The sequence below is a fragment of the Cohnella cholangitidis genome (assembly GCF_014107495.1).
Classification (GTDB): domain Bacteria; phylum Bacillota; class Bacilli; order Paenibacillales; family Paenibacillaceae; genus Cohnella; species Cohnella cholangitidis.
In genome coordinates this window covers 234,162-253,175 of sequence record NZ_CP041969.1, presented here as the reverse complement: position 1 = coordinate 253,175, position 19,014 = coordinate 234,162, and the positions used below count along the sequence as shown (strand labels likewise).

17 protein-coding genes and 1 pseudogene are annotated in these 19,014 nt (G+C 50.9%); 11 read left to right on the top strand and 7 right to left on the bottom strand.

Features of this window, described 5'->3' with window-relative positions:
- Positions 1 to 13 precede the first annotated feature (13 nt).
- The gene (locus tag FPL14_RS01190) at positions 14 to 469 is read left to right on the top strand and encodes a MarR family winged helix-turn-helix transcriptional regulator (RefSeq protein ID WP_182301303.1); all 456 of its coding nucleotides are present in this window, start codon (positions 14 to 16) and stop codon (positions 467 to 469) included.
- Positions 462 to 1,946, top strand: coding sequence for a DHA2 family efflux MFS transporter permease subunit (locus tag FPL14_RS01185; RefSeq protein ID WP_182301302.1), 1,485 nt, complete (start codon positions 462 to 464; stop codon positions 1,944 to 1,946). The genes FPL14_RS01190 and FPL14_RS01185 overlap by 8 nt, the downstream gene beginning before the upstream one ends.
- Before the next feature lie 107 nt (positions 1,947 to 2,053).
- Here FPL14_RS01185 and FPL14_RS01180 read toward each other — a convergent pair whose 3' ends face one another.
- Positions 2,054 to 2,965 carry an SDR family oxidoreductase gene (locus FPL14_RS01180; protein ID WP_182301301.1) on the bottom strand — a complete coding sequence of 304 codons (912 nt, stop codon included), beginning with the start codon at positions 2,963 to 2,965 and terminating at the stop codon, positions 2,054 to 2,056.
- Positions 2,966 to 3,155: 190 nt separating this feature from the next.
- Between FPL14_RS01180 and FPL14_RS01175 the strand changes: the two genes are divergently transcribed.
- The 4 genes and pseudogenes from FPL14_RS01175 to FPL14_RS01160 all read left to right on the top strand — a co-directional run bounded on the left by FPL14_RS01175 (position 3,156) and on the right by FPL14_RS01160 (position 5,321).
- Positions 3,156 to 4,076: a glycerophosphodiester phosphodiesterase gene (locus tag FPL14_RS01175; protein WP_182301300.1), complete on the top strand. Its 921-nt coding sequence runs from the start codon at positions 3,156 to 3,158 to the stop codon at positions 4,074 to 4,076.
- Between the two features lie 79 nt (positions 4,077 to 4,155).
- Positions 4,156 to 4,353, top strand: a pseudogene (locus tag FPL14_RS01170) (SDR family oxidoreductase); the annotation flags it as partial.
- 20 nt (positions 4,354 to 4,373) lie between these two features.
- Positions 4,374 to 5,036, top strand: a complete 663-nt coding sequence (locus tag FPL14_RS01165; protein WP_182301298.1) for a PIG-L deacetylase family protein — start codon at positions 4,374 to 4,376, stop codon at positions 5,034 to 5,036.
- 6 nt (positions 5,037 to 5,042) lie between these two features.
- Positions 5,043 to 5,321, top strand: a complete 279-nt coding sequence (locus FPL14_RS01160; RefSeq protein WP_182301297.1) for a YqkE family protein — start codon at positions 5,043 to 5,045, stop codon at positions 5,319 to 5,321.
- Between the two features lie 43 nt (positions 5,322 to 5,364).
- Here FPL14_RS01160 and FPL14_RS01155 read toward each other — a convergent pair whose 3' ends face one another.
- The gene (locus FPL14_RS01155; protein ID WP_182301296.1) at positions 5,365 to 5,556 is read right to left on the bottom strand and encodes a uracil-DNA glycosylase; all 192 of its coding nucleotides are present in this window, start codon (positions 5,554 to 5,556) and stop codon (positions 5,365 to 5,367) included.
- Positions 5,557 to 5,671: 115 nt separating this feature from the next.
- Here FPL14_RS01155 and FPL14_RS01150 point away from each other — a divergent pair, with 115 nt between their 5' ends.
- From FPL14_RS01150 to FPL14_RS01130, 5 genes are all read left to right on the top strand, one after another.
- Complete coding sequence (locus FPL14_RS01150; RefSeq protein WP_182301295.1) at positions 5,672 to 6,382, top strand: M15 family metallopeptidase; 711 nt, start codon at positions 5,672 to 5,674, stop codon at positions 6,380 to 6,382.
- A gap of 92 nt (positions 6,383 to 6,474) precedes the next feature.
- Positions 6,475 to 6,990, top strand: a complete 516-nt coding sequence (locus FPL14_RS01145; protein ID WP_182301294.1) for a GNAT family N-acetyltransferase — start codon at positions 6,475 to 6,477, stop codon at positions 6,988 to 6,990.
- A gap of 81 nt (positions 6,991 to 7,071) precedes the next feature.
- The gene (locus FPL14_RS01140; RefSeq protein ID WP_182301293.1) at positions 7,072 to 8,811 is read left to right on the top strand and encodes an ABC transporter ATP-binding protein; all 1,740 of its coding nucleotides are present in this window, start codon (positions 7,072 to 7,074) and stop codon (positions 8,809 to 8,811) included.
- A gap of 79 nt (positions 8,812 to 8,890) precedes the next feature.
- Positions 8,891 to 13,354: a DEAD/DEAH box helicase gene (locus FPL14_RS01135; RefSeq protein WP_182301292.1), complete on the top strand. Its 4,464-nt coding sequence runs from the start codon at positions 8,891 to 8,893 to the stop codon at positions 13,352 to 13,354.
- Positions 13,355 to 13,442: 88 nt separating this feature from the next.
- Positions 13,443 to 13,793 carry a PH domain-containing protein gene (locus FPL14_RS01130; protein WP_182301291.1) on the top strand — a complete coding sequence of 117 codons (351 nt, stop codon included), beginning with the start codon at positions 13,443 to 13,445 and terminating at the stop codon, positions 13,791 to 13,793.
- Positions 13,794 to 13,850: 57 nt separating this feature from the next.
- Here FPL14_RS01130 and FPL14_RS01125 read toward each other — a convergent pair whose 3' ends face one another.
- From FPL14_RS01125 to FPL14_RS01105, 5 genes are all read right to left on the bottom strand, one after another.
- Positions 13,851 to 14,276 carry an SRPBCC family protein gene (locus FPL14_RS01125; protein WP_182301290.1) on the bottom strand — a complete coding sequence of 142 codons (426 nt, stop codon included), beginning with the start codon at positions 14,274 to 14,276 and terminating at the stop codon, positions 13,851 to 13,853.
- A gap of 68 nt (positions 14,277 to 14,344) precedes the next feature.
- Positions 14,345 to 14,986 carry a metal-dependent hydrolase gene (locus FPL14_RS01120; RefSeq protein ID WP_182301289.1) on the bottom strand — a complete coding sequence of 214 codons (642 nt, stop codon included), beginning with the start codon at positions 14,984 to 14,986 and terminating at the stop codon, positions 14,345 to 14,347.
- A 143-nt stretch (positions 14,987 to 15,129) separates the two neighbouring features.
- Positions 15,130 to 16,275, bottom strand: coding sequence for a Ger(x)C family spore germination protein (locus tag FPL14_RS01115; protein WP_182301288.1), 1,146 nt, complete (start codon positions 16,273 to 16,275; stop codon positions 15,130 to 15,132).
- Positions 16,272 to 17,753, bottom strand: coding sequence for a spore germination protein (locus FPL14_RS01110; protein ID WP_182301287.1), 1,482 nt, complete (start codon positions 17,751 to 17,753; stop codon positions 16,272 to 16,274). The genes FPL14_RS01115 and FPL14_RS01110 overlap by 4 nt, the downstream gene beginning before the upstream one ends.
- Entirely contained in the window at positions 17,750 to 18,844 is a 1,095-nt protein-coding gene (locus FPL14_RS01105; RefSeq protein WP_182301286.1) for an endospore germination permease, read from the bottom strand. Before FPL14_RS01105 ends, FPL14_RS01110 begins: the two co-directional genes overlap by 4 nt.
- Between the last annotated feature and the right edge of the window lie 170 nt (positions 18,845 to 19,014).

The window sequence follows — 19,014 nt, the reverse complement described above, 5'->3', positions numbered from 1 at the left end:
GTGACGATTATCCGTGGATGACAGACAAAGAATCGAAAACATATTCGCATCGTTCCGTGAAGTCAACCAAGCTTTTCATCAATCCATGATGCAGTTGACCCAACATCTGGGCATCACGGCGATACAGTATTTCGTCCTCAAGGTCATTGTCCATCATCCGGGAATAGGGTTAAACGAGCTTTCCGAGAAAATTCATTCCGTAACAAGCTCGACAAGCGGCATCGTGGACAGGATGGTTAAGGCGGGCTGGTTGTTGCGCGAACGCCCGGCAAGCAATCGCCGAGCCATCTGTTTGACCGCCACGGAGGAAGGCAAAGCGCTGTGGCATACCGTCAGCGAAATGCGAATATCGCAGCTTGCGACTTCGCTTCTGAACATCCCTGAAGAGGATGAACGGCAATTGATACGCATACACAAACAAATTGTGAACATCATACAGAGACAGAGAGAGGAAGAGAACCATGAGTAATTCATCGTCAACGTTGAGGAGAGGACCGATCGTCGCCGCATTGTTAATCGGCGCGTTCGTCGCGATACTCGCTCAAACCTTACTGAATGTCGCTTTGCCTAAAATGATGGAAGACTTAGGCATCGGCGCGAACACCATTCAATGGCTGGCAACCGGTTATATGCTGGTCAACGGGGTCTTTATCCCAATCAGCGCTTATTTGATCGATAAATTTTCTACTCGCCAATTGTTTATTACGGCGGTCGGTTTATTCACCGCGGGTACCGTCATGTGCGCGGTCGCTCCGAATTTCGAGATCCTCCTGACCGGCCGTCTCGTTCAAGCCGCCGGCGCAGGTATTCTTATGCCGCTCATGTCCGTTATTTTCTTGACCATCTTCCCGATCCAAGAACGCGGGAAGGCAATGGGAATGATGGGACTTGCGATGATCTTCGCGCCCGCGATCGGGCCTACGTTATCCGGTTGGGTCGTGGAGCACTACGACTGGAGAGTTCTGTTTTATATCGTCTTGCCGATATCCGTGTTCGCCCTGATCTTCGGTGCGATTTCCATGAAAAACGTGACCAAAACGTCCAGTCCTAAGCTGGATGCGCTTGGCATCGTTCTATCGACGCTTGGCTTCGGAGGATTGTTGTACGGATTCAGCGATGCCGGACATGACGGATGGGATAGCGCGCGCGTCATTGCCAGCTTGGCAGTCGGCGTCGTATCTTTGTTGCTGTTCTTCTGGAGAGAGATGACGGTCGACAAGCCGATCTTGGAATTCCGCGTATTTAAGTACAATATGTACTCGCTCACGACCGTTATTAACATGATTATTACGATGGCGATGTTCTCCGGGATGATCCTGTTGCCGATCTATCTGCAGAACATTCGCGGATTCACTCCGCTCGAAGCCGGTTTGCTCTTATTGCCCGGAGCGATCCTTATGGGCATCATGTCTCCGATTACGGGGATCATCTTCGATAAAGTCGGCGCGCGCTGGTTGTCCGTAGTCGGTTTGCTTATTACCGTATTCACGACTTACGAATTTAGCCAGCTGACGATCGATACGACTTATACGCATATGATCATTATGTACTCGCTGAGGATGTTCGGGATGTCGATGCTGATGATGCCGATTCAGACCGCGGGGATGAATCAACTGCCGCAGCGCTTGAATGCGCACGGTTCCGCTATGTCACAGACGTTGCGTAACGTGGCGGGCGCGCTGGGTACAGCATTCCTCGTCACGATTATGTCGAATACGGCCGCGGACCGCGTGAAGGCATTGATCATCGAAGGGAAAATCGCCGAGACGGATAAAGCGGGCATTCTGGAAGCCACTCAGCAAGGAACGATCTACGGAATCAATCACTCCTTCGTCGTTGCGACTTGGATGACCGTAGCGGCGCTCGTGTTGGCATTCTTCATTAAGAAAGTGAAGCCTCATTCCGAGACGGTCGCTTCCGCGCAGCTGGAGAAGCAAGGCGGCTAATACGTTAGTCAGATTAACTCAATTGAAGAAACAGAGGCAGCCTTGGACGTGAAAATAAAGTCCGAGACTGTCTCTGTTTTATTGAGTTAGTTAGTTTTTCTTGAATATCAGCGGTAACCGGAAGCGTTCGCCGATTTGCCAGCATCCTGCACTTCTACGAGGTATCGCCAGCAGTCCGGCTGCGAGCCGTCAAGATCACGAAAACCATACGTTTGAGCGAGCTTGCCGCTTGAAACGGATTGACCGTTCCAACGGGCAACTTCCGGATCTCCGGCTAGCGCGGCGACGGCACGCCCTACGAAACGGGGCGATTCCGAGATGACGAAATGAGGTTCCGTCTCGGTAGCGTCTCGCCAGTTTTCTTCCTTAACCCCAAAGTGATCAAGCATAATTTCCGAACGCATCCAACCCGGCGTCACTGCGATCGCGTTGCACTTATAAGGCGAAAGTTCATGGGCCAACGACCGAGCCATGCGTATAACGGAAGATTTGGCAAGATCGTAGAAGATGGATTGACGGTAGTTTACATCGTTGTATTCAGCCGTGCCGTCCGTAATCTCGACGACTAATCCATTCTTGTTTCGGATTAACAAGGGGAGCGCAAAGTGGCTTGTAATGATATGAGTGTCAATCGCAAGCCGAAGCATGCGAAATCCCCGATCAAGGGAATGCTCCCATACGGGCACGTTCCATTGCGCCAGATATTCAGCCCCCCATACATCGTTGACCAAGATGTCCAGTCTCCCTTGTTCTTTCTCGATGCGAGCGATTAGGGCCTGAACCTGATCAGGATCCAGATGATCCACTTGAACCGCTATTCCTCGTCCGCCGGCATGATTTACCAGTTCGGCGGTTTCTTCAATGGTCTCGGGACGATTGTACTCGGATCGTTGCGTTCGTGTCGTGCGTCCTGTTACGTATACGGTCGCCCCGGCCGCTCCCAATTCGATTGCTATTCCTCTGCCGGCGCCGCGCGTTGCGCCTGCCACCCAAGCCACTTTTCCATTTAGAAGTTTCATGAACCGTTACTCCTTTCGATGATCTACCATTCATTATAGAGCTTAAATATGTCAACCTGTGTCATATTAATTACATGTCGGACACATACGGACGATGAAGATTGAACGAGAGAAAATCCGGCAAAAGTGGTATCATTTAAAGGACGTCGCCATGAGCATTGGAAGCTCGGGTCAATCATCAGGAGGTCGTATGCTCAGAAGATGGCTTAAGCCGATGGAAATCCCCAGGTTATATTTTTACGTGATGCACGTTTTTCTACTCTTATCGATTGCGGGATTTATCATTTGGTTAACGGGCAATGACTCGAGCTTGAGAAGAGCATTTTCCAGCGAATCGAAGATTGCCACCGTTGCGCATAGGGGAGCCTCGGGCTACGCTCCCGAAAGTACGTTGGCGGCTTATCGGCTGGGAATTCGCATGAAGGCGGATTATATCGAGATCGACTTGCAAGAGACCAAGGACGGCGAGCTTATCGCGCTTCATGACGAGACGGTTAACCGGACGACCAACGGGTCGGGACGAGTGAAGAATATGACTCTCGCCGAGATTAAAGCTCTGGATGCCGGATCTTGGTTTAACGAGAAGCATGAGATCTACGCCAGAGAGGAATACGTGAACGAGAAGATTCCGACGTTGCGCGAGATATTCGAGGCGTTCGGCAAAGGCACGAATTACATGCTCGAGACGAAATCGCCGGACGAGAATCCGGGCATGGAAGAGAAGATGTGGGCGTTAGTCGAGGAATTCGATTTGATCGATCATGTGGCGGTACAATCTTTCAGCCAGGAAAGCTTAATCAAAATTCGAGAATGGAACAAAGATATTCCGCTGTTTCAATTGCTATGGTATAACAGGCCGGCATACATCTCCGATGCCTTCCTGGCCGAAATCGGCAGTTATGCGAACGGGGTCGGCGCGAACTTCTTGAGAATCGACGAGAGCTACGTGCATAAAGTCAAGAACGCGGGCCTGCTCATGTATCCTTACACGGTTAACTACCAAGTGAATATGGACAAGGCGTTAAGGTGGGGTGTCGACGGCGTTCATACGGATTATCCGGATCGTTTTAAGGAAGTCATCGAGGAGGAACTCGAGGATGCCGGAGGATGAGCGTCCATCGCATGGAAGCGGGGATTCCGAGAAGGAGAGATGCGCAATGGCGAGCCCATTCGATCATAAAGTCGTCGTGGGATGGATCGAGACCGGAGATTATGAACGGTTAAGATCGGAGGATCATGACCAGCATCCGTCGGGTCGGGTAGGACGGCCGGAGGACATCGTTAGGGCATGCCTTTATTTGACGGACCCGAGCAATGATTTTATTACGGGAACGAACTTGACGATCGACGGAGGAATGACGAAGAAAATGATTTACGCCGAGGATTAGGGAATAAGGAGGAAGAAGCGATGCTTAATGGCCGATCGGCTTTTATATATGCGCATCCCGACGATGAGACGTTCATGAGCGGATGTTTGATCAGGCAACTGGCGGATGAAGGCCTTAAGCCTGTGCTGTTAGTCGCGACTAGAGGCGATGCCGGCAATAAAAACGGGGATTATGCCCATTCGTCGCGGGAAGAGCTTGCTGGCATACGGGACGGGGAGATGGCGGAAGCCGCGTCCATTCTCGGCTTGGATACGGTCGAACAGCTCGGACACCCCGACGGTAAATTGAATGAAGTCGAAGCGCACCGTTTAGCATTGCAGATCGTGAATTTCGCGAATGCGCACGATGTCGAATCGCTGTTCACTTTTCCGCCGGACGGCGGCAACGGTCATCCCGATCATATCGCGATTTCTCTGGCTGCGACTTTGGCATTCCAATCCGGCAAGTGCGAATCGGTTCGCGCTTTATATTATTCCATGTCACCGGGATGGGTCTCCGAAGGAAGGAAGCCGGATTTGACGATTGATGCAGCGAAGCATTGGCCGGTGAAAGCTGCAGCTTTGCGAGCCCACGACTCGCAGAAGCACGCGATTAGACGTTATTTCGGCGCGCTTGAGGACGAAGTGCCGAACGATCGGCGCTTTGAGGAATTCGTAAAGATACAATTCGATATAGGAGGTTGAGCCGGAATGGCGAACAACAAGAAGAAACAGCAACATAGGCAGCAAACCGCACCATATGCACCGGAGAACGGGGATAAGCCGGTTACGCTGAAGGATTTGCTCGGGGCAGGCACCGTGGCCAAGCTTAAGCAGCAAGCGGAGGAAATGAAGCTGGAGGAAGCCAAGCTGCGGGAGGCGAAACGCAAGGAAGCGGAACAAGCGCGCGAAGCCGAGCGGAAGGCGAGGGAAAACGACTTCGAATACTTATTGAACAATAGCGCGGAGGTCGGCAGAAAATACAATTAGTCTTTTCGGGTGATGATGGAGCAGCTATTCCGCGTTCCGTCGATTAAGTCGAAGTCGTTTTCGTTTCTTTGGGTTCGAAGTTCAGGCACGCTTTACCGGAAGAGGCAAGGACGGTTTGGCTGGGCATCGTATACGACTTAAAGCCGAACGATTTGCATCCTCTGGGGAAATTCGGGTCCCATGTGACAAAATAATGACGGCATTTCATGCAATCCACGCGAATTTTTTCCGACATGGCCTTTCCTCCCCCGCTATAATGATAGAATAAATCTATTATAACTTATTCATTCCGATTCGGAGAGGAGTGATGGGCTTATCCGATCGACGGTATTATGGAAGAAGAGGGCAAGATGGCTGCCATTCTTGATCGTTGGCTCGCTGCTGATCTTCACGTTAGGAGCAGCGGGGCAACGGGGACGGGGGAGCCCGATCCCGTCGTCAAGCAGAGAAAGCTGCCGAAAGGTTTTGTGTACTTGGACGAAGAGGTTCCGGATGCCAAGTTCGAGATTCGTTATTACAGCGACTATAACTTCGTAGGCGAGAGAATAGACGGGTATAAGGCGCCGGTTCCCATTATATCCAGCAAAGCCGCTATAGCCTTGAAAGAAGTCAACGACGAGCTGAGACGTAAAGGATACGTATTGCTTGTATACGATGCCTACAGACCTCAAAAGGCGGTCAACCATTTCATTCGCTGGGCCAAGGACGCTAAGGATACGAAGATGAAAAAGGAGTTTTACCCGGCGGTGGACAAAACGAAAGTGTTTAAGCTGGGGTATGTAGCCTCGAAATCCGGACATTCTCGCGGAAGCACGGTGGATCTAACGCTCGTCTACGAGAAAACGGGCAAACCGGTCGACATGGGCAGTCCGTACGATTTTTTCGGAGACATCTCCGGTCACGGAACGAAGCTGATCACGGAGAAACAAACCGCTAATCGCAACGTTCTTAAGAACGCGATGGTCAAGCACGGCTTCAAGCCATACGATAAAGAATGGTGGCACTACACGCTTAAGGCGGAACCATTTCCGAAGAAGTACTTCGATTTCGACGTTGAATAGACCGATAAGGGTTTATCCCGCCGCAACGCGGGTATGATAACACAAACGCATTTTCCGTATTTCACCATTTTCAATTAATCAGGAGGTCTCTTATGACATTGATAACCAGCGTTAGACGCGCCGAACCTGAAGATACGCAAGACATTATGCGCCTGCTCGTCAATACCGCGGAATGGTTGCTAAGCAAAGGCTCCAACCAATGGAACGCCTTGTTGAGGGGAGAAGATACTCATAACACTCCCGAGTCCGTTAGCAAGGGAGAGGTGTATCTGTTCCGGCAGGAACCCAAGATCGTGGGAATGGTGATTCTTTTGCCGCAACCGAACGCATGGGATCTCGACGTTTGGGGAGCGAAGGCATCCGACAATACCGCCGTCTACGTTCACCGGCTTGCGATTAATCGCAAATTCGCGGGTCAAGGCGTTGGCAGACATATTATGAACTGGGTGGAAACGGAAGCCCCGGCATTGGGCAAACGAGTCGTCAGGCTCGATTGCTTGGCTAACAACGAAGTGCTGAACGGCTTCTATAGCGGTTTAGGATATGACTTCTTAGGGAAAGCCTCCAATGCCTATGGGGAGTACAGCAAATACGAGAAGCGCCTCTAATTTCCATCTTATAGCGAACACACATGATAAACAGCTTAACTCGCGAGAGTTGAGCTGTTTTCAAGATGAAGGAGACAACCGATGAAAGAGTTTCGTATGTACCTCAGATTCGTGAAACCTTACCGTTGGTTAGTAGCCGTCACGCTTCTGATCGGTATGCTGAAGTTCGCCATTCCGCTAGCCGTACCGCTGTTTCTACAATATGCGGTCGATGATATTTTGCTAGCCGAAATATCGAAGGACGATAAAATTTCCCGTTTGCTAGAATTGATCGGCGTATCGTTCGTCCTATTCGTAGTCGTTCGGTATCCCGTGGAATATTATCGCCAATATTTCGCGCAATTGACGACCAGCCGCATTTTGTTCGATCTTCGAAATAAGCTGTACGCCCACTTGCAGCGGCTCTCTCTGCGATTCTATCAAGAGCGTAAATCCGGCGAGATCATTTCTCGGATGATCAACGATGCGGAGCAGACGAAAGCGATCGTAGAAACCGGCATGATGAACGTCTGGTTGGATTTGTTTACGTTGACTATCGCATTAGGAATTATGCTTTATATGAATGCGACTTTGACGTTGTTCGGCATTCTTATTCTGCCTTTCTACGGGGTAGCCGTCGTGAAGCTGTATAAGCGGCTTCGCTCTTACGCGAGGTCGCGTTCGGCCGCGCTTGCGGATATGCAAGGCTACCTGAACGAACACGTAGTCGGCATACCGGTCGTTAAGAGTTTCACTCTGGAGCAATACGAGCAAAAGCAATTCGGGGTCAAAAACGGCAAGTTTCTCGAACGCGCGCTCGCTTTGACTCGCTGGAACGCTCTAACCAACGCCATCATCAATACGTTAACGGAAATAGCTCCCCTGATTATATTGCTCGGGGGAGGCTATATGGTCATTACGAATGCGCTGACGATCGGGGAGTTCATAGCTTTCTATAGTTATCTCGACCGGCTGTATACGCCGTTGCGCAGGCTTGTTAACGCGTCTACGGAACTAACCCAGGCTTCCGCCTCGTTAGAGCGAGTAATGGAGCTGCTTAACGAGCCTCAAGGAATTAAGGACGATCCGGCTGCCATGCCGCTTAAGAAGGTATCGGGTAGGATTGAATTCGATCGCGTCTCGTTTCGCTACCGCGAGGAAACAGATGACGTGCTGCGTGACATCGAGCTCGCCATCGAGCCGGGGCAGACGGTTGCTTTCGTAGGGATGAGCGGAGGAGGAAAATCGTCGTTGATCAGTTTGCTCCCGCGCTTCTACGATATTCAGCAAGGCAGCATTCGTATTGACGGCCAGGATATCTCGCGGGTGACGCAGCAGAGCTTGCGTTCGCAGATCGGTATGGTGTTGCAGGACAATATCCTGTTCAGCGGCAGCGTTCGCGAGAATATTATGCTCGGCAACCCGGATCAGTCGGAGCGCCAAATGATCGACGCGGCTAGAAGAGCCAACGCGCATGACTTTATTATGGGGTTGCCGAACGGCTACGATACGGAAATCGGAGAGCGCGGGGTGAAGCTGTCCGGCGGCCAGAAGCAACGCATAGCGATCGCGCGGGTGTTCCTCAAAGATCCCGCGATTCTGGTACTGGATGAAGCGACTTCGGCGCTGGATCTGGAGTCCGAGCATTTGATCCAAGAATCGCTGCAAGCCCTGTCGGATAATCGGACGACGCTTGTCGTGGCGCACCGGCTCTCCACCATTACGCATGCCGATCAAATCATCGTGATCGAACGCGGCGAGATCGTGGAGAGAGGGACTCACGATTCTTTGATGAAGCTGGATGGGGTTTATGCAAGGCTATATAATGTGCAAAATCTATAAATAATCGATTAGAATAGCACAGTGAGTAACCGTGAGGATTTAACGGATAGATTCCGTGTAAGAGGAGTCGATAGTACCGATGGATTCAAAGGCGAAATTGCCGTTTCATCCTGTAATAACGGGATGGTTCACCCAATCGTTCGGGGATCCGACCAACGTTCAAGCCGAAGCATGGGAGTCGATAGGAGCGGGACACCATACGCTCATTGCCGCTCCGACGGGATCCGGCAAAACGTTAGCCGCATTGTTGCCATGCCTCGATAAGCTTGTCCGTACGCGATCCCGTTCCGGCTCGGCAGGAGTGAGGATCGTCTACGTGACTCCGCTTAAAGCGCTGAACAACGATATCCACCACCATGCGCTGCGGTTTGTCGAGCAGTTAGACGCAACGGCCGCCGAACTCGGGTTGGAGTGGCCCGGCATCCGCTGCGGCATCCGAACGGGGGATACGAGCCAAAGCAAGCGCGCCTCTATGCTGCGCAATCCTCCCGACTTGCTGATTACGACGCCCGAATCGCTTTTTTTACTGCTCACTTCCCGCAAAGGGCGCGCGATGCTAGAATCCGTGGAGCAAGTCATCATAGACGAAATTCATGACTTAGCATCGGACAAAAGAGGCTCCCATTTGTCTCTTACTCTGGAGAGATTGTCCCATCACTGCGGGAACACGCCTCAACGTATCGGAGTATCGGCGACTCAGAAACCGCTGGATAGGGTAGCTCGGTTCCTTGCGGGTTGGGAGTACGCTAGTAATCGCGCGGAAGCGGAAGATGCTGATCGGGAACGAACGGAGATGACCCCTCGTCCCGTTACGATCATCGAGAGCGCAATGAGCAAGAACATGACCGTGCGTATTTCGATGCCGGATCAGAGCAAACCCGCGGCGACTAGGGAAGCTGTATGGTTGCCGTTGCTGGATCGTATCGTGCAAGCGATGGAAGGCTGCCGTTCCGTACTGTTGTTCGTGAATAGCAGACGGCTATGCGAACGGTTATGTCTGCGCCTTAACGATCATGTCGGCTACGAGATGGCGCGGTCGCACCATGGCAGCATCTCTCGCGAACGGCGCTTGGAGGTCGAGCGCTTGCTTAAGGAAGGCAGCTTGCGTTGTATCGTGGCGACCTCGTCGCTTGAGCTCGGCATTGACGTCGGTTATATCGATCTCGTCATTCAGTTGGATTCTCCGTTGGAAGCGGCGCGCGGCATTCAGCGGATCGGGCGTGCAGGCCATGCCGTCGGGGAAGCAAGCCGCGGGTTGCTGCTTGCCAGGCAGAAAGCGAATCTGCCGGAGCTGGCGGTGTTGTGCAGGCAAATCTCCCGGCGCGAGATCGAAGATATCCGAATCCCCGAAGGTCCGATGGACGTTCTATCCCAACATATCGTATCCATGGTCGCTATGGATGATTGGGAGATCGGCGAGATGCATCGATTGATCGTTCATTCGGACAGCTACCATCTATATCGGAGAGATCGGCTGGAGAGCATGTTGCAAGTCCTTTCCGGTTACTATCCGTTCGCTAAGCCGTTGCTGGAGTGGAACCGCGCGAATAACGTCCTGACCAAGAGAAGCAATACGGCGATGGCAGCCATCACGGGAGTCGGTACGATCCCGCAAAGCGGCAACTATCCGGTTCATCATTCGGACAGTCGGGCGCATCTAGGAGAACTGGACGAAGAATTCGTTCAGGAGAGCCGTGTCGGGGACGTCTTTCAATTGGGGGCTAGCTCGTGGATGATCCGGGAAATTCGCAACGATAGGGTTTACGTATCCGAAGCGGGTAACCGGTTCAGCGAAATCCCGTTCTGGCGCAATGAGGCGGGCAGCCGTTCATACGAACTGGGTTCGAAGGTCGGAGCGTTCTTGCGAGAGTTGTCGCGACTCCTTGACCTTGAGAACGACAACGCCGTTGCATCGGCTAACGAAGCGGAAATAAACGATAGGGCATATGATTGGCTGGACGTAAATTACGGAATGGACCGTACGTCGGCGGACGAGCTGATCTCTCTCGTGAGGTCGCAGCATCGTGCATGCGCCTTGCCGACGGACAAGCAGATCGTCATCGAGCATTATCGGGATGTTATGAATCAGACGCACGTTATTATCCATAACCAATGCGGACGAACGGTTAATCGGGCGTGGCTGCTCGCTGTCGAGAGACAATTCGAGCAACTGCTGCCTTATCGTCTGTATGGCAACGCCAAGGATAACGGCATTGAATTCGTGCTCCCGGAGTGGGATTCTTCCTGGCTTCAGATTTTGAACCAAGTTACCCCCGCGAATCTTGAACGATTGCTTGTGGAAGCGATAACGGGATCACCTTTGCTCGGAATCGCGTTTCGAAGAATCGCGGAAAACTCGTTGCTCCTGTCTAGGAGCTTTACCCGCACTCCGCTCTGGCAGAAACGGCTACGAAGCGAGGAGCTGCTGCGCGGCGCGCTGCCTTATGCGGAGCATTTTCCTTACTTGCGGGAAGCGATGTCGGAATGCCTTCATGACTATCTGGCTTATGATCATTTGAAGGGGTTTCTTGAGCGGCTCGTCTCGGGACGAATGGCCGTTGTCGTACAGGAAACGCAGTTCCCGTCGCCGTTCGCGGCGCAGTTTATCGCGGAGTACGTGAACATGCAGGTATACGAAGGGGACGGGCTGGACGAGTCGACCCGGCTTCAATTGCTGAACGTGAGCAAGGAGCTGGCGGGCCAGCTGTTCGACTCGGCGGATTTAGGCAATGCGATTAGCCGCGAAGTGTTAGAAGATGTAGGGCATAAATTGAACGAAGCCGAACCTCCGGCGAACGAGCATGAACTGGCGGTACTTCTGAAGAAACGCGGGGATATGACGGCAAAAGAGATCTCTAAGCTTGCGGGCGAACGGTCGTTAATCTGGTTGCAAACTCTGCACGAAGCGGGAAAGATCGTTTCTGTCGATTTAACGGGCGACGGCGAGTTTCGTTGGATATCATCGGATGAACGCGACGCCTATGCCGTGTTTCCCGAGACGCAGAATTCCGTTAACTTCGTGCTAGGCAGATATGCCGATCGCGTGATCTCGTTCACGGAAACCGAGTTATGCGAGCGATATCCTTCTTTAACCCTTCATCAAGCCAGGAACGCCGTCGAACAATTGTTAAGCAACGGAATGATCGAAAGGGCGCCCCATGCAGCCGACGAGAAGGAACGGATCTGGTCAAGCTCCAAAGTGGCTTCGCGGATGGTCAGACTATCGATTCGTCATGCGCGGGAACGGTCGGAGCCCGTCGAAGCGGCTCGGTGGTGCAATCAGATCGCATTCATGCAGCATGCGCTGCACGGGACGCAACAGCAAGGAAGCGAAGGCCTATTGGCCGTAATCGATAGGCTTCAGGGCTTGTTTCTTCCGCTGTCTCATTGGGAAACGATCATTTTTCCGTCTAGATTGTCTCCCTATCGTAAGGAGCATCTGGATATGCTGTGCGCTTCAGGAGAAGTGTTATGGCTGGGACGCAAAGAGGAGGGAGACCAGGAAGGGAAGATCGCTTTCTTCCTAACCGGCTCCAAAGCCTTATTCGCTCCGTTCTTGGATAACCCGAGCGAACGAACGTCGAAGCATCCTCATCTTCTGAAGCTATTGGAAGAAGGAGGCGCCAGCTTCCTGACGCGGCTAAGCCGGGAGATTGACAAGCCGCCTTCGGAATTACTGTCGGACTTGCTTGATCTGGCGTGGGAAGGCCGCGCCTCGAATGATCAATTTTCGCCGCTGCGCCTTCAAACGAACAAAAAACAAGCCAACTGGGCCAAAACCGGCTCTGGATTAGGTCGCTGGTACGCCACGAGTTCGCTTCGAGACGCGATAGACGCACCAACTTCGACGGGGGTTCCTATTCCGGCATCCAATGTTCCGATGGCGTCGGAGAAGGAATCTCCAGCGTTAAACTGGGTACATCATTTGTTGCAGGTATACGGCTTAATTAATAAAGATTTAGTCGCGAAGTCGGCGCCTTATTCATGGGACGCTTTGTATCCGGTGTTAAAGAGGTTGGAAGAGTGGGGGGTCCTCACTAGAGGGGCGTACGTACGGGGAATGTCTTCCGTGCAGTTTACGACGCGCGAGCTGAGCGAATCGATCAGACAGCCTCTACCGGTACTGGCGAATTCGCGCTCGACGGTACTGTCGTCAGCGGATCCGGCTAATCCGTTCGGATTGCTGATCGATTGGCCGGAAGGAGTCGGAGGCGTTTCCTATGCGAGGAAACCTGGCAATTTCCTTGTCCTCCATGGCGCCCATTGGCGGTTGTGGATCGAGAATAACGGGAAAAGAGTATTCAGTCTCTCGCAACAGGATATATCCGCGAATACGCCTTCGGAGTCGGAGGACGAATCGGTCGTCAGTCAGGCGGAAATACTCAAATCCGCGTTCCAAGACATCATCCGTCAACGTAAACTCGTCAAAATCAAAGTCGACAGCTGGAACGGCGAGCCCATTGCCGAGACGGCAATCGGTAGGCAGCTATTGAAGATCGGAGCGGAGAAGGATCTTCGATCGCTGGTGCTCTGGTCCAACTAATGTCCTCCTCCCCGATTAGTTGAAGCCAAGGATGCGGTTCTAGTGTACAATAACGGTAGATTCCATCCATTTCTAGGGAGATGTTGAAATGAACGAGAACGTCCTATGGGAAGGGAAGCCATTCAACTATGGAATCCCGAGTTTTACCCGTTATCAGATAACGGAGCGGAGAGTCATCGTGGAGAGAGGGATCTTTACGAAAAGGCGCGAAGAAATCCAACTCTATCGCGTCCGGGATATTACATTGAAGCGGAACTTGCTTGAGAGAATACTTAAGTTCGGCGACATAACGGTCTTCTCGACCGACACAACCTCTCCCACGTATACGTTAAGGAATATCAGGGACAGCGTCAAAGTGTCCGATCTCCTCGGCCAAGCCGCGGAGAACGCCCGGCTCCGATATAAGGCGCAAGAGCTTACCGAAATTCAAGTCCAATAGAGTACGGGAAATTCACAAAAAACCTTCCGATTGGAAGGTTTTTAATTTTAATCTTGTTTAGAAATTTTCGGCATATTTCTTGAAATTGTCCATAAAAGCCTGCCAGCCTGCTTTTTGCTGCTCGATGGGATGGGTTCCTTCCGCTTCGAATTCTTCAATGATCTTAACGCTGTTTTCTTGACTAATAAATTGAATCGCGACTTTTCTTCCATCTCCAAGAGTGTAAGAAATCCATTCGTTCGTTTTCACTTCATCATAAACGCCGCCGAAATCAAATCCGAAGCTTCCGTCTTTTGCTTCCATTCTCGTAACGAATTTACCGCCAGCCCTTAAATCGTTTTCGGCATTCGGTGCATGCCATTCATCGGAAGCAAAAGACCACTTCGTTATATGCTGCGGTTCCGTCCAATACGCCCATACTTTTTCAATTGGTGCATGAACAGAGGTTTCTACCGTTATCGTTGCTTTTTCACCTGTTTCCATTATCGATACCGCCTCACTATTTTAATTTTTTGGACTCTGGATAATTATACCATCAAACGGTTATAGGTTTAGTGTATTTTGATCGATTTTTTATATAGCGGATATAACCATTTCACGCCGCTGGGCGTCAAGGTGTCCGCAATTAGATGAGAAGCGTATCCCGCTACGGCAACGGCGGTTATTCCGGTTATGCCTAACTGCTGCTCCAGTCCGCGGCCGATCGTGCCCCATATTACCAATGCCCATAGGGTATGGGTCATGCCGCGATGCTTGAGCCATGGAACCCATGCGACGAATAGTCCAAATCCCATGAGCCATTGTTGGGTTGAAGTCCAGCCGAAATAGAGTAGCGCGATACCGACAAGGCTGACGAGAGCGTTGCGGATCGTGCCTTCTTTCGTAATGAGTCCGAGAATGAACATGGCGACCGCGATGGTGGAGAAGATCGGATACGTTTTATCCGAAGAAAAATACAAATATGCGAATGCGGCTATGAAGCCGATCCCCGTCCATAAGGCTAGATTGCGCAATATCCGGGACAATTTGCCGAGCTTGCCGCTTAATAGACTAGGGCCGTCGAGATCCGCGCTTAAAGCGGAAAAACAAGCGATGGAAAGATAAAGCGCGGAATGCTCGAGACTGAAGGGGTAGTATAAGCAAGCGGCTGCTCCAATGGCACCGCCTATGGCAAGATGAGTCGTTCCTTTCATGATTTCCTCCGTTGACTGTACATGATGTAGATGGTTATGCTGGAAGCACGCCAAATATGCAAACATATGTTTGCTTCGTCATTATACAGGTCATTTAGGAAAAAAACATCCTACCAACAACCTAAAAACCGGAAGCCGCTTTATTAATATACTCGCCCTTTGTATTTGCCCGTATTGAATATTTTAACGGTTACGTTGATTGATCTCAGACTAGACGGGTTCAAGATATAATCTTGCGATCGATGCAAGGCATGCCATTGTTTGGGGCGGTTGCGGTACAGGGTTTCCTCTAAGCGCAACACGTCGATCTTCTTTTCTATCCCTTTGAGGAAGCTATCCCTGATTTCGTCCCGCACGACGGTCTCGGCTTGCTTCTCCAGTTCCCGAATCGATCTGTTTTGGATTAATTCTTCCAAAGTTGCGTTTAGTTTCAGATGAATATCGAACAGAACTTCATTATCCTTTACTTCGAAATCCACTTTGTAACGCGGCTTAATTAACACAAGGGAAGCAATCGGGGAGCCTTCGGCGGGAATGTCGATTAGCGAACGCTTTAATTGTTTTTGCGTCCAACGGGCTCCCGAGAGTTCTCGTTCGGATAACCACGCCGCCATTTTATCCTTATGGAAGAAGTACGCGCCGTCGATTTGCAGCATCGATTTGATCTTCTTGTCTTCCTTCCATACCGTCCGGTTAATGGAAAGAGAGGGCAGCATGGCGGGTTCGCCCGGTTCGTTGATTTGCGCGACGAACTGATTGCCGGTGATCGAAAGGATCGACGAGCGTTGGGAATACGTCTGCTCGGGAGTAAACATGACCGTATCGAGCGGAGAGAGATTAAAGATCGATTTCTGGATGAAAATATCGGACAGCTTTTCTCTTGTTCCGTAGATAAGAATGTTGTAACGGACGTCCCCATATCGATTCATGGCGTTATACGCTTCCACGACGCCCCGTTTCAACACGTTCTCCGAGCAAACGATCGCTTTGACGTGGCCCCAGAAAACCCTCAATTGCGAAGTAGAATAAATAGAGGACAACGATTGGCTGATCGTTTTTCCTTCGCCTCGGCCGATCGAGTTCGGCAAGACCTTACCGATCTCCACATTTTCGCCTCGGCCAACGTTCGAAAAATTGAGCACTTGTACGTAAGTAATGTATTTGCCGTTCTCATAATCGAGCCCGATGGCGGTTACGTAGTCCATGTTTTGGATGTCTTTGGAGTTCCAGCAGCCGGTCAGGATAAGGACAAATACTATGACGATTGACCTTAGCCGACGCTTGATCATGGCTTATCGTCCCCTTGATGGTCAGGATCGTTCGGTTGAATTGGCGTTGGTCTATGCCTCATCTTAAACCATGGCAATCGTAAATAAGAGCTAGCGATATCCTTAAGATGAAGCGGCGTCAGGGGTGTCAAATAGGGGACGCCGAAAGAACTGAGCCTGGATAAATAAGCGACAAAAAGAACGAGGCTTAGAATGAGCCCGTACATTCCGATGAAGGAAGCCACCAGGAAAATCCCCAGACGGAGAACGCTGACAACGGTGCTTAAGGACTGGTTGACCAAGGTGACCGACGTAACGGCGGTGATCGCGCCCACGACAACGACGGACGGCGACACGAACCCTGCCCGAATCGAGGCATCTCCAATAATAAGTCCTCCTACCACGGTTAAGGTTTGGCCGATGTAACTCGGAAGACGGACGCCCGCTTCGCGGAAAATTTCCAGAAGCATCAATAAAATAAACATTTCCATCTGAGCCGATAAGGGAAGGCCTAGGCGCGTTCCCGAAATGGTGGCCATCATTCTGAAAGGAATTTGGTCTTGATGAAAAGCGGCCAACGATACCCAGAATCCGGGCAATGTAATGGATAGAAACAAGCTGACCTGCCGGATAATGCGCGCAAATGAAATGTAGATATAGTTGAAATGAATATCCTCCGGCGATTTCATGAGCAATGACAAGGTAGCGGGGCCGATTAAGACCATAGGTATGCCGTCTACGATGAGGACGAATCTTCCGGCGAGCAGGCTATTCACCGCATAATCCGGCCTTCCCGTCGTAGCGAACAAAGGAAGGATGGAAGCTTTGGAATCGGACAAACTTTCTTCCATCTGATTAATGCTGTAGATTCCGTCGACGTTTATTTTGTTGATTCGAGCCCGAACCTCGTTTAAGATTTTCGGCGGTAGAATGTCGCGGATATAAAGCAGACCTACCCTTGTCTTCGTTCTAGTGCCGACTGTAAATGTTTCATAGCTTAAGCTGGAGCTTCGCACCCGTTTCCGGATTAATGCCGTATTTATGACGATATCCTCGGTAAAGCCGTCCCTAGGGCCTTTGATCGAAATTTCCGTACTGGAGTCCTGCGGCGACCTTTGCGGCCGATCGCAAATATTCATCTTGAACAAGCGTTCTTCCGCCGCGAACCAAATGAGGAGGTCGCCTTGGAATACGAATTCGGCCATCGAATCGTCGGATTCGTCTTCCTTAACGGGGATCAAAGGCAAAGACCCGGAGAACGCTCCGGACTGCACATCGTATCGGCCTCGATTACGGTAAAGTTGCCCTAGTTCAGGCAGCACGACTTTACCGAGCTGGGATGAATCGCATAATCCTTCCGCATAGATCAGAATGACTTCGGAAAGCTTGGTTTCGTCGAATTGGCAGGGTTGAATTTGCACGTCGGCGGAATTCGCGAACAACTCGCGGAAAATGGATTCGTTCCAGCGCGAGTTGTTGGCGCGCTTTGTTCTTCTCATGATGCGCCTCCTGTGGATGGTTTGGCGATTAAGGATATCGCGAACCATACGATAGATACCGATAGGCCAATCGCAAGGGATATCGGAAAGTAATAACGGTACATCCACAAATACAAAGAGTATTCGCTAATAGGCAGCATAGCCAACCCGATGTACAAGATCGCGATCAACCATACGTATTTTGATTTATTACGTTTATGCTGAATAGGCATGCTATCTATCAAAAGGAAAATGGATAAGCTAATTCGAACGGAAGCGCCCGCCAACCATTGATAGATCGAAAAGAAATCGACATGCTCGAAATAGGTTCCGATCTTCACGAGCCGCCATTGCTCGTAAGGGGAGACCATCTGTTTGGCGGCTTCGTACGGGCCGAACTCCGTTATCGCTCCCATAAGGGGCCCAAGCATAATATAGATCGAGAACAGGGCATACAGCAGGAGAGGCAATAAGCGGGTCTTCGCCTTCAGCCGATGCTGCAGGGCAATCAGCGCGACTAATTCGACGAATCCGCCGCCGGCGTAGACCATCCCGTCAAAGACCGGACTCCAGCCATGCTCGACGAACGGTTTAAGTAGATTGTTATTTTTCTCGGGAATATTCGAGACGCTTACGAAAATTCCAAGAATGACGACGATAGGAAGGAGAAAACCCGCTGCAATGGCAATGACCCGAATGCCCCACATGGCGAATAACGCGCACGGAATAACTAAGGAGAGCGTAAGCACCAGCTTGGGAGTCAACGTCAAATAATTGGTAATGGTCCAAGTGGCCGTGTGGATGACCGTCATCCAACCGATCAAGAACAATTGTAAGTATAGGGGAATGGTCAAAATCCATGAGACGATCGGGTGCGTCCGTTCCGCGAGCCATGGCTGCAATTTCTGCTGATTGGACCTGCGCATGAACACGACCAATAGCAGGCACCATGGAAGGAAGAGAACGCCGGTAGCGATGACTGATATCCAGGCGTCTCTACCCGCCGCATCGAGCAGCATAGGGTTGACGGTTACATGATTGGTGAGGCCGTTCATCAGGAGCAGAATCATGCAAGTTTGCAAAAAATTGATTTTATCACCGGATGCCGTCAAATCAAAACCACCCATGCATTTGGTAAAGTTTGTAACACGAATAAAATGCTCTATCCGTCCATCTTTTATGTAACGTTCAAACTCGACAAATTAATTTTTTTTATTCACTTAAAGAATGACAAGCTTTTCATCCGCATATATGTACAATCTAACCTATATTACTGCGAATA

What these genes read in the sequence shown, in the direction of transcription:
- FPL14_RS01185 (WP_182301302.1), top strand. Translation starts at nt 462, where the DNA reads ATGAGTAATTCATCGTCAACGTTGAGGAGAGGACCGATCGTCGCCGCA.
- FPL14_RS01180 (WP_182301301.1), bottom strand. Translation starts at nt 2,965, where the DNA reads ATGAAACTTCTAAATGGAAAAGTGGCTTGGGTGGCAGGCGCAACGCGC.
- FPL14_RS01175 (WP_182301300.1), top strand. Translation starts at nt 3,156, where the DNA reads ATGCTCAGAAGATGGCTTAAGCCGATGGAAATCCCCAGGTTATATTTT.
- FPL14_RS01165 (WP_182301298.1), top strand. Translation starts at nt 4,374, where the DNA reads ATGCTTAATGGCCGATCGGCTTTTATATATGCGCATCCCGACGATGAG.
- FPL14_RS01160 (WP_182301297.1), top strand. Translation starts at nt 5,043, where the DNA reads ATGGCGAACAACAAGAAGAAACAGCAACATAGGCAGCAAACCGCACCA.
- FPL14_RS01155 (WP_182301296.1), bottom strand. Translation starts at nt 5,556, where the DNA reads ATGTCGGAAAAAATTCGCGTGGATTGCATGAAATGCCGTCATTATTTT.
- FPL14_RS01150 (WP_182301295.1), top strand. Translation starts at nt 5,672, where the DNA reads ATGGCTGCCATTCTTGATCGTTGGCTCGCTGCTGATCTTCACGTTAGG.
- FPL14_RS01145 (WP_182301294.1), top strand. Translation starts at nt 6,475, where the DNA reads ATGACATTGATAACCAGCGTTAGACGCGCCGAACCTGAAGATACGCAA.
- FPL14_RS01140 (WP_182301293.1), top strand. Translation starts at nt 7,072, where the DNA reads ATGAAAGAGTTTCGTATGTACCTCAGATTCGTGAAACCTTACCGTTGG.
- FPL14_RS01135 (WP_182301292.1), top strand. Translation starts at nt 8,891, where the DNA reads ATGGATTCAAAGGCGAAATTGCCGTTTCATCCTGTAATAACGGGATGG.
- FPL14_RS01130 (WP_182301291.1), top strand. Translation starts at nt 13,443, where the DNA reads ATGAACGAGAACGTCCTATGGGAAGGGAAGCCATTCAACTATGGAATC.
- FPL14_RS01125 (WP_182301290.1), bottom strand. Translation starts at nt 14,276, where the DNA reads ATGGAAACAGGTGAAAAAGCAACGATAACGGTAGAAACCTCTGTTCAT.
- FPL14_RS01120 (WP_182301289.1), bottom strand. Translation starts at nt 14,986, where the DNA reads ATGAAAGGAACGACTCATCTTGCCATAGGCGGTGCCATTGGAGCAGCC.
- FPL14_RS01115 (WP_182301288.1), bottom strand. Translation starts at nt 16,275, where the DNA reads ATGATCAAGCGTCGGCTAAGGTCAATCGTCATAGTATTTGTCCTTATC.
- FPL14_RS01110 (WP_182301287.1), bottom strand. Translation starts at nt 17,753, where the DNA reads ATGAGAAGAACAAAGCGCGCCAACAACTCGCGCTGGAACGAATCCATT.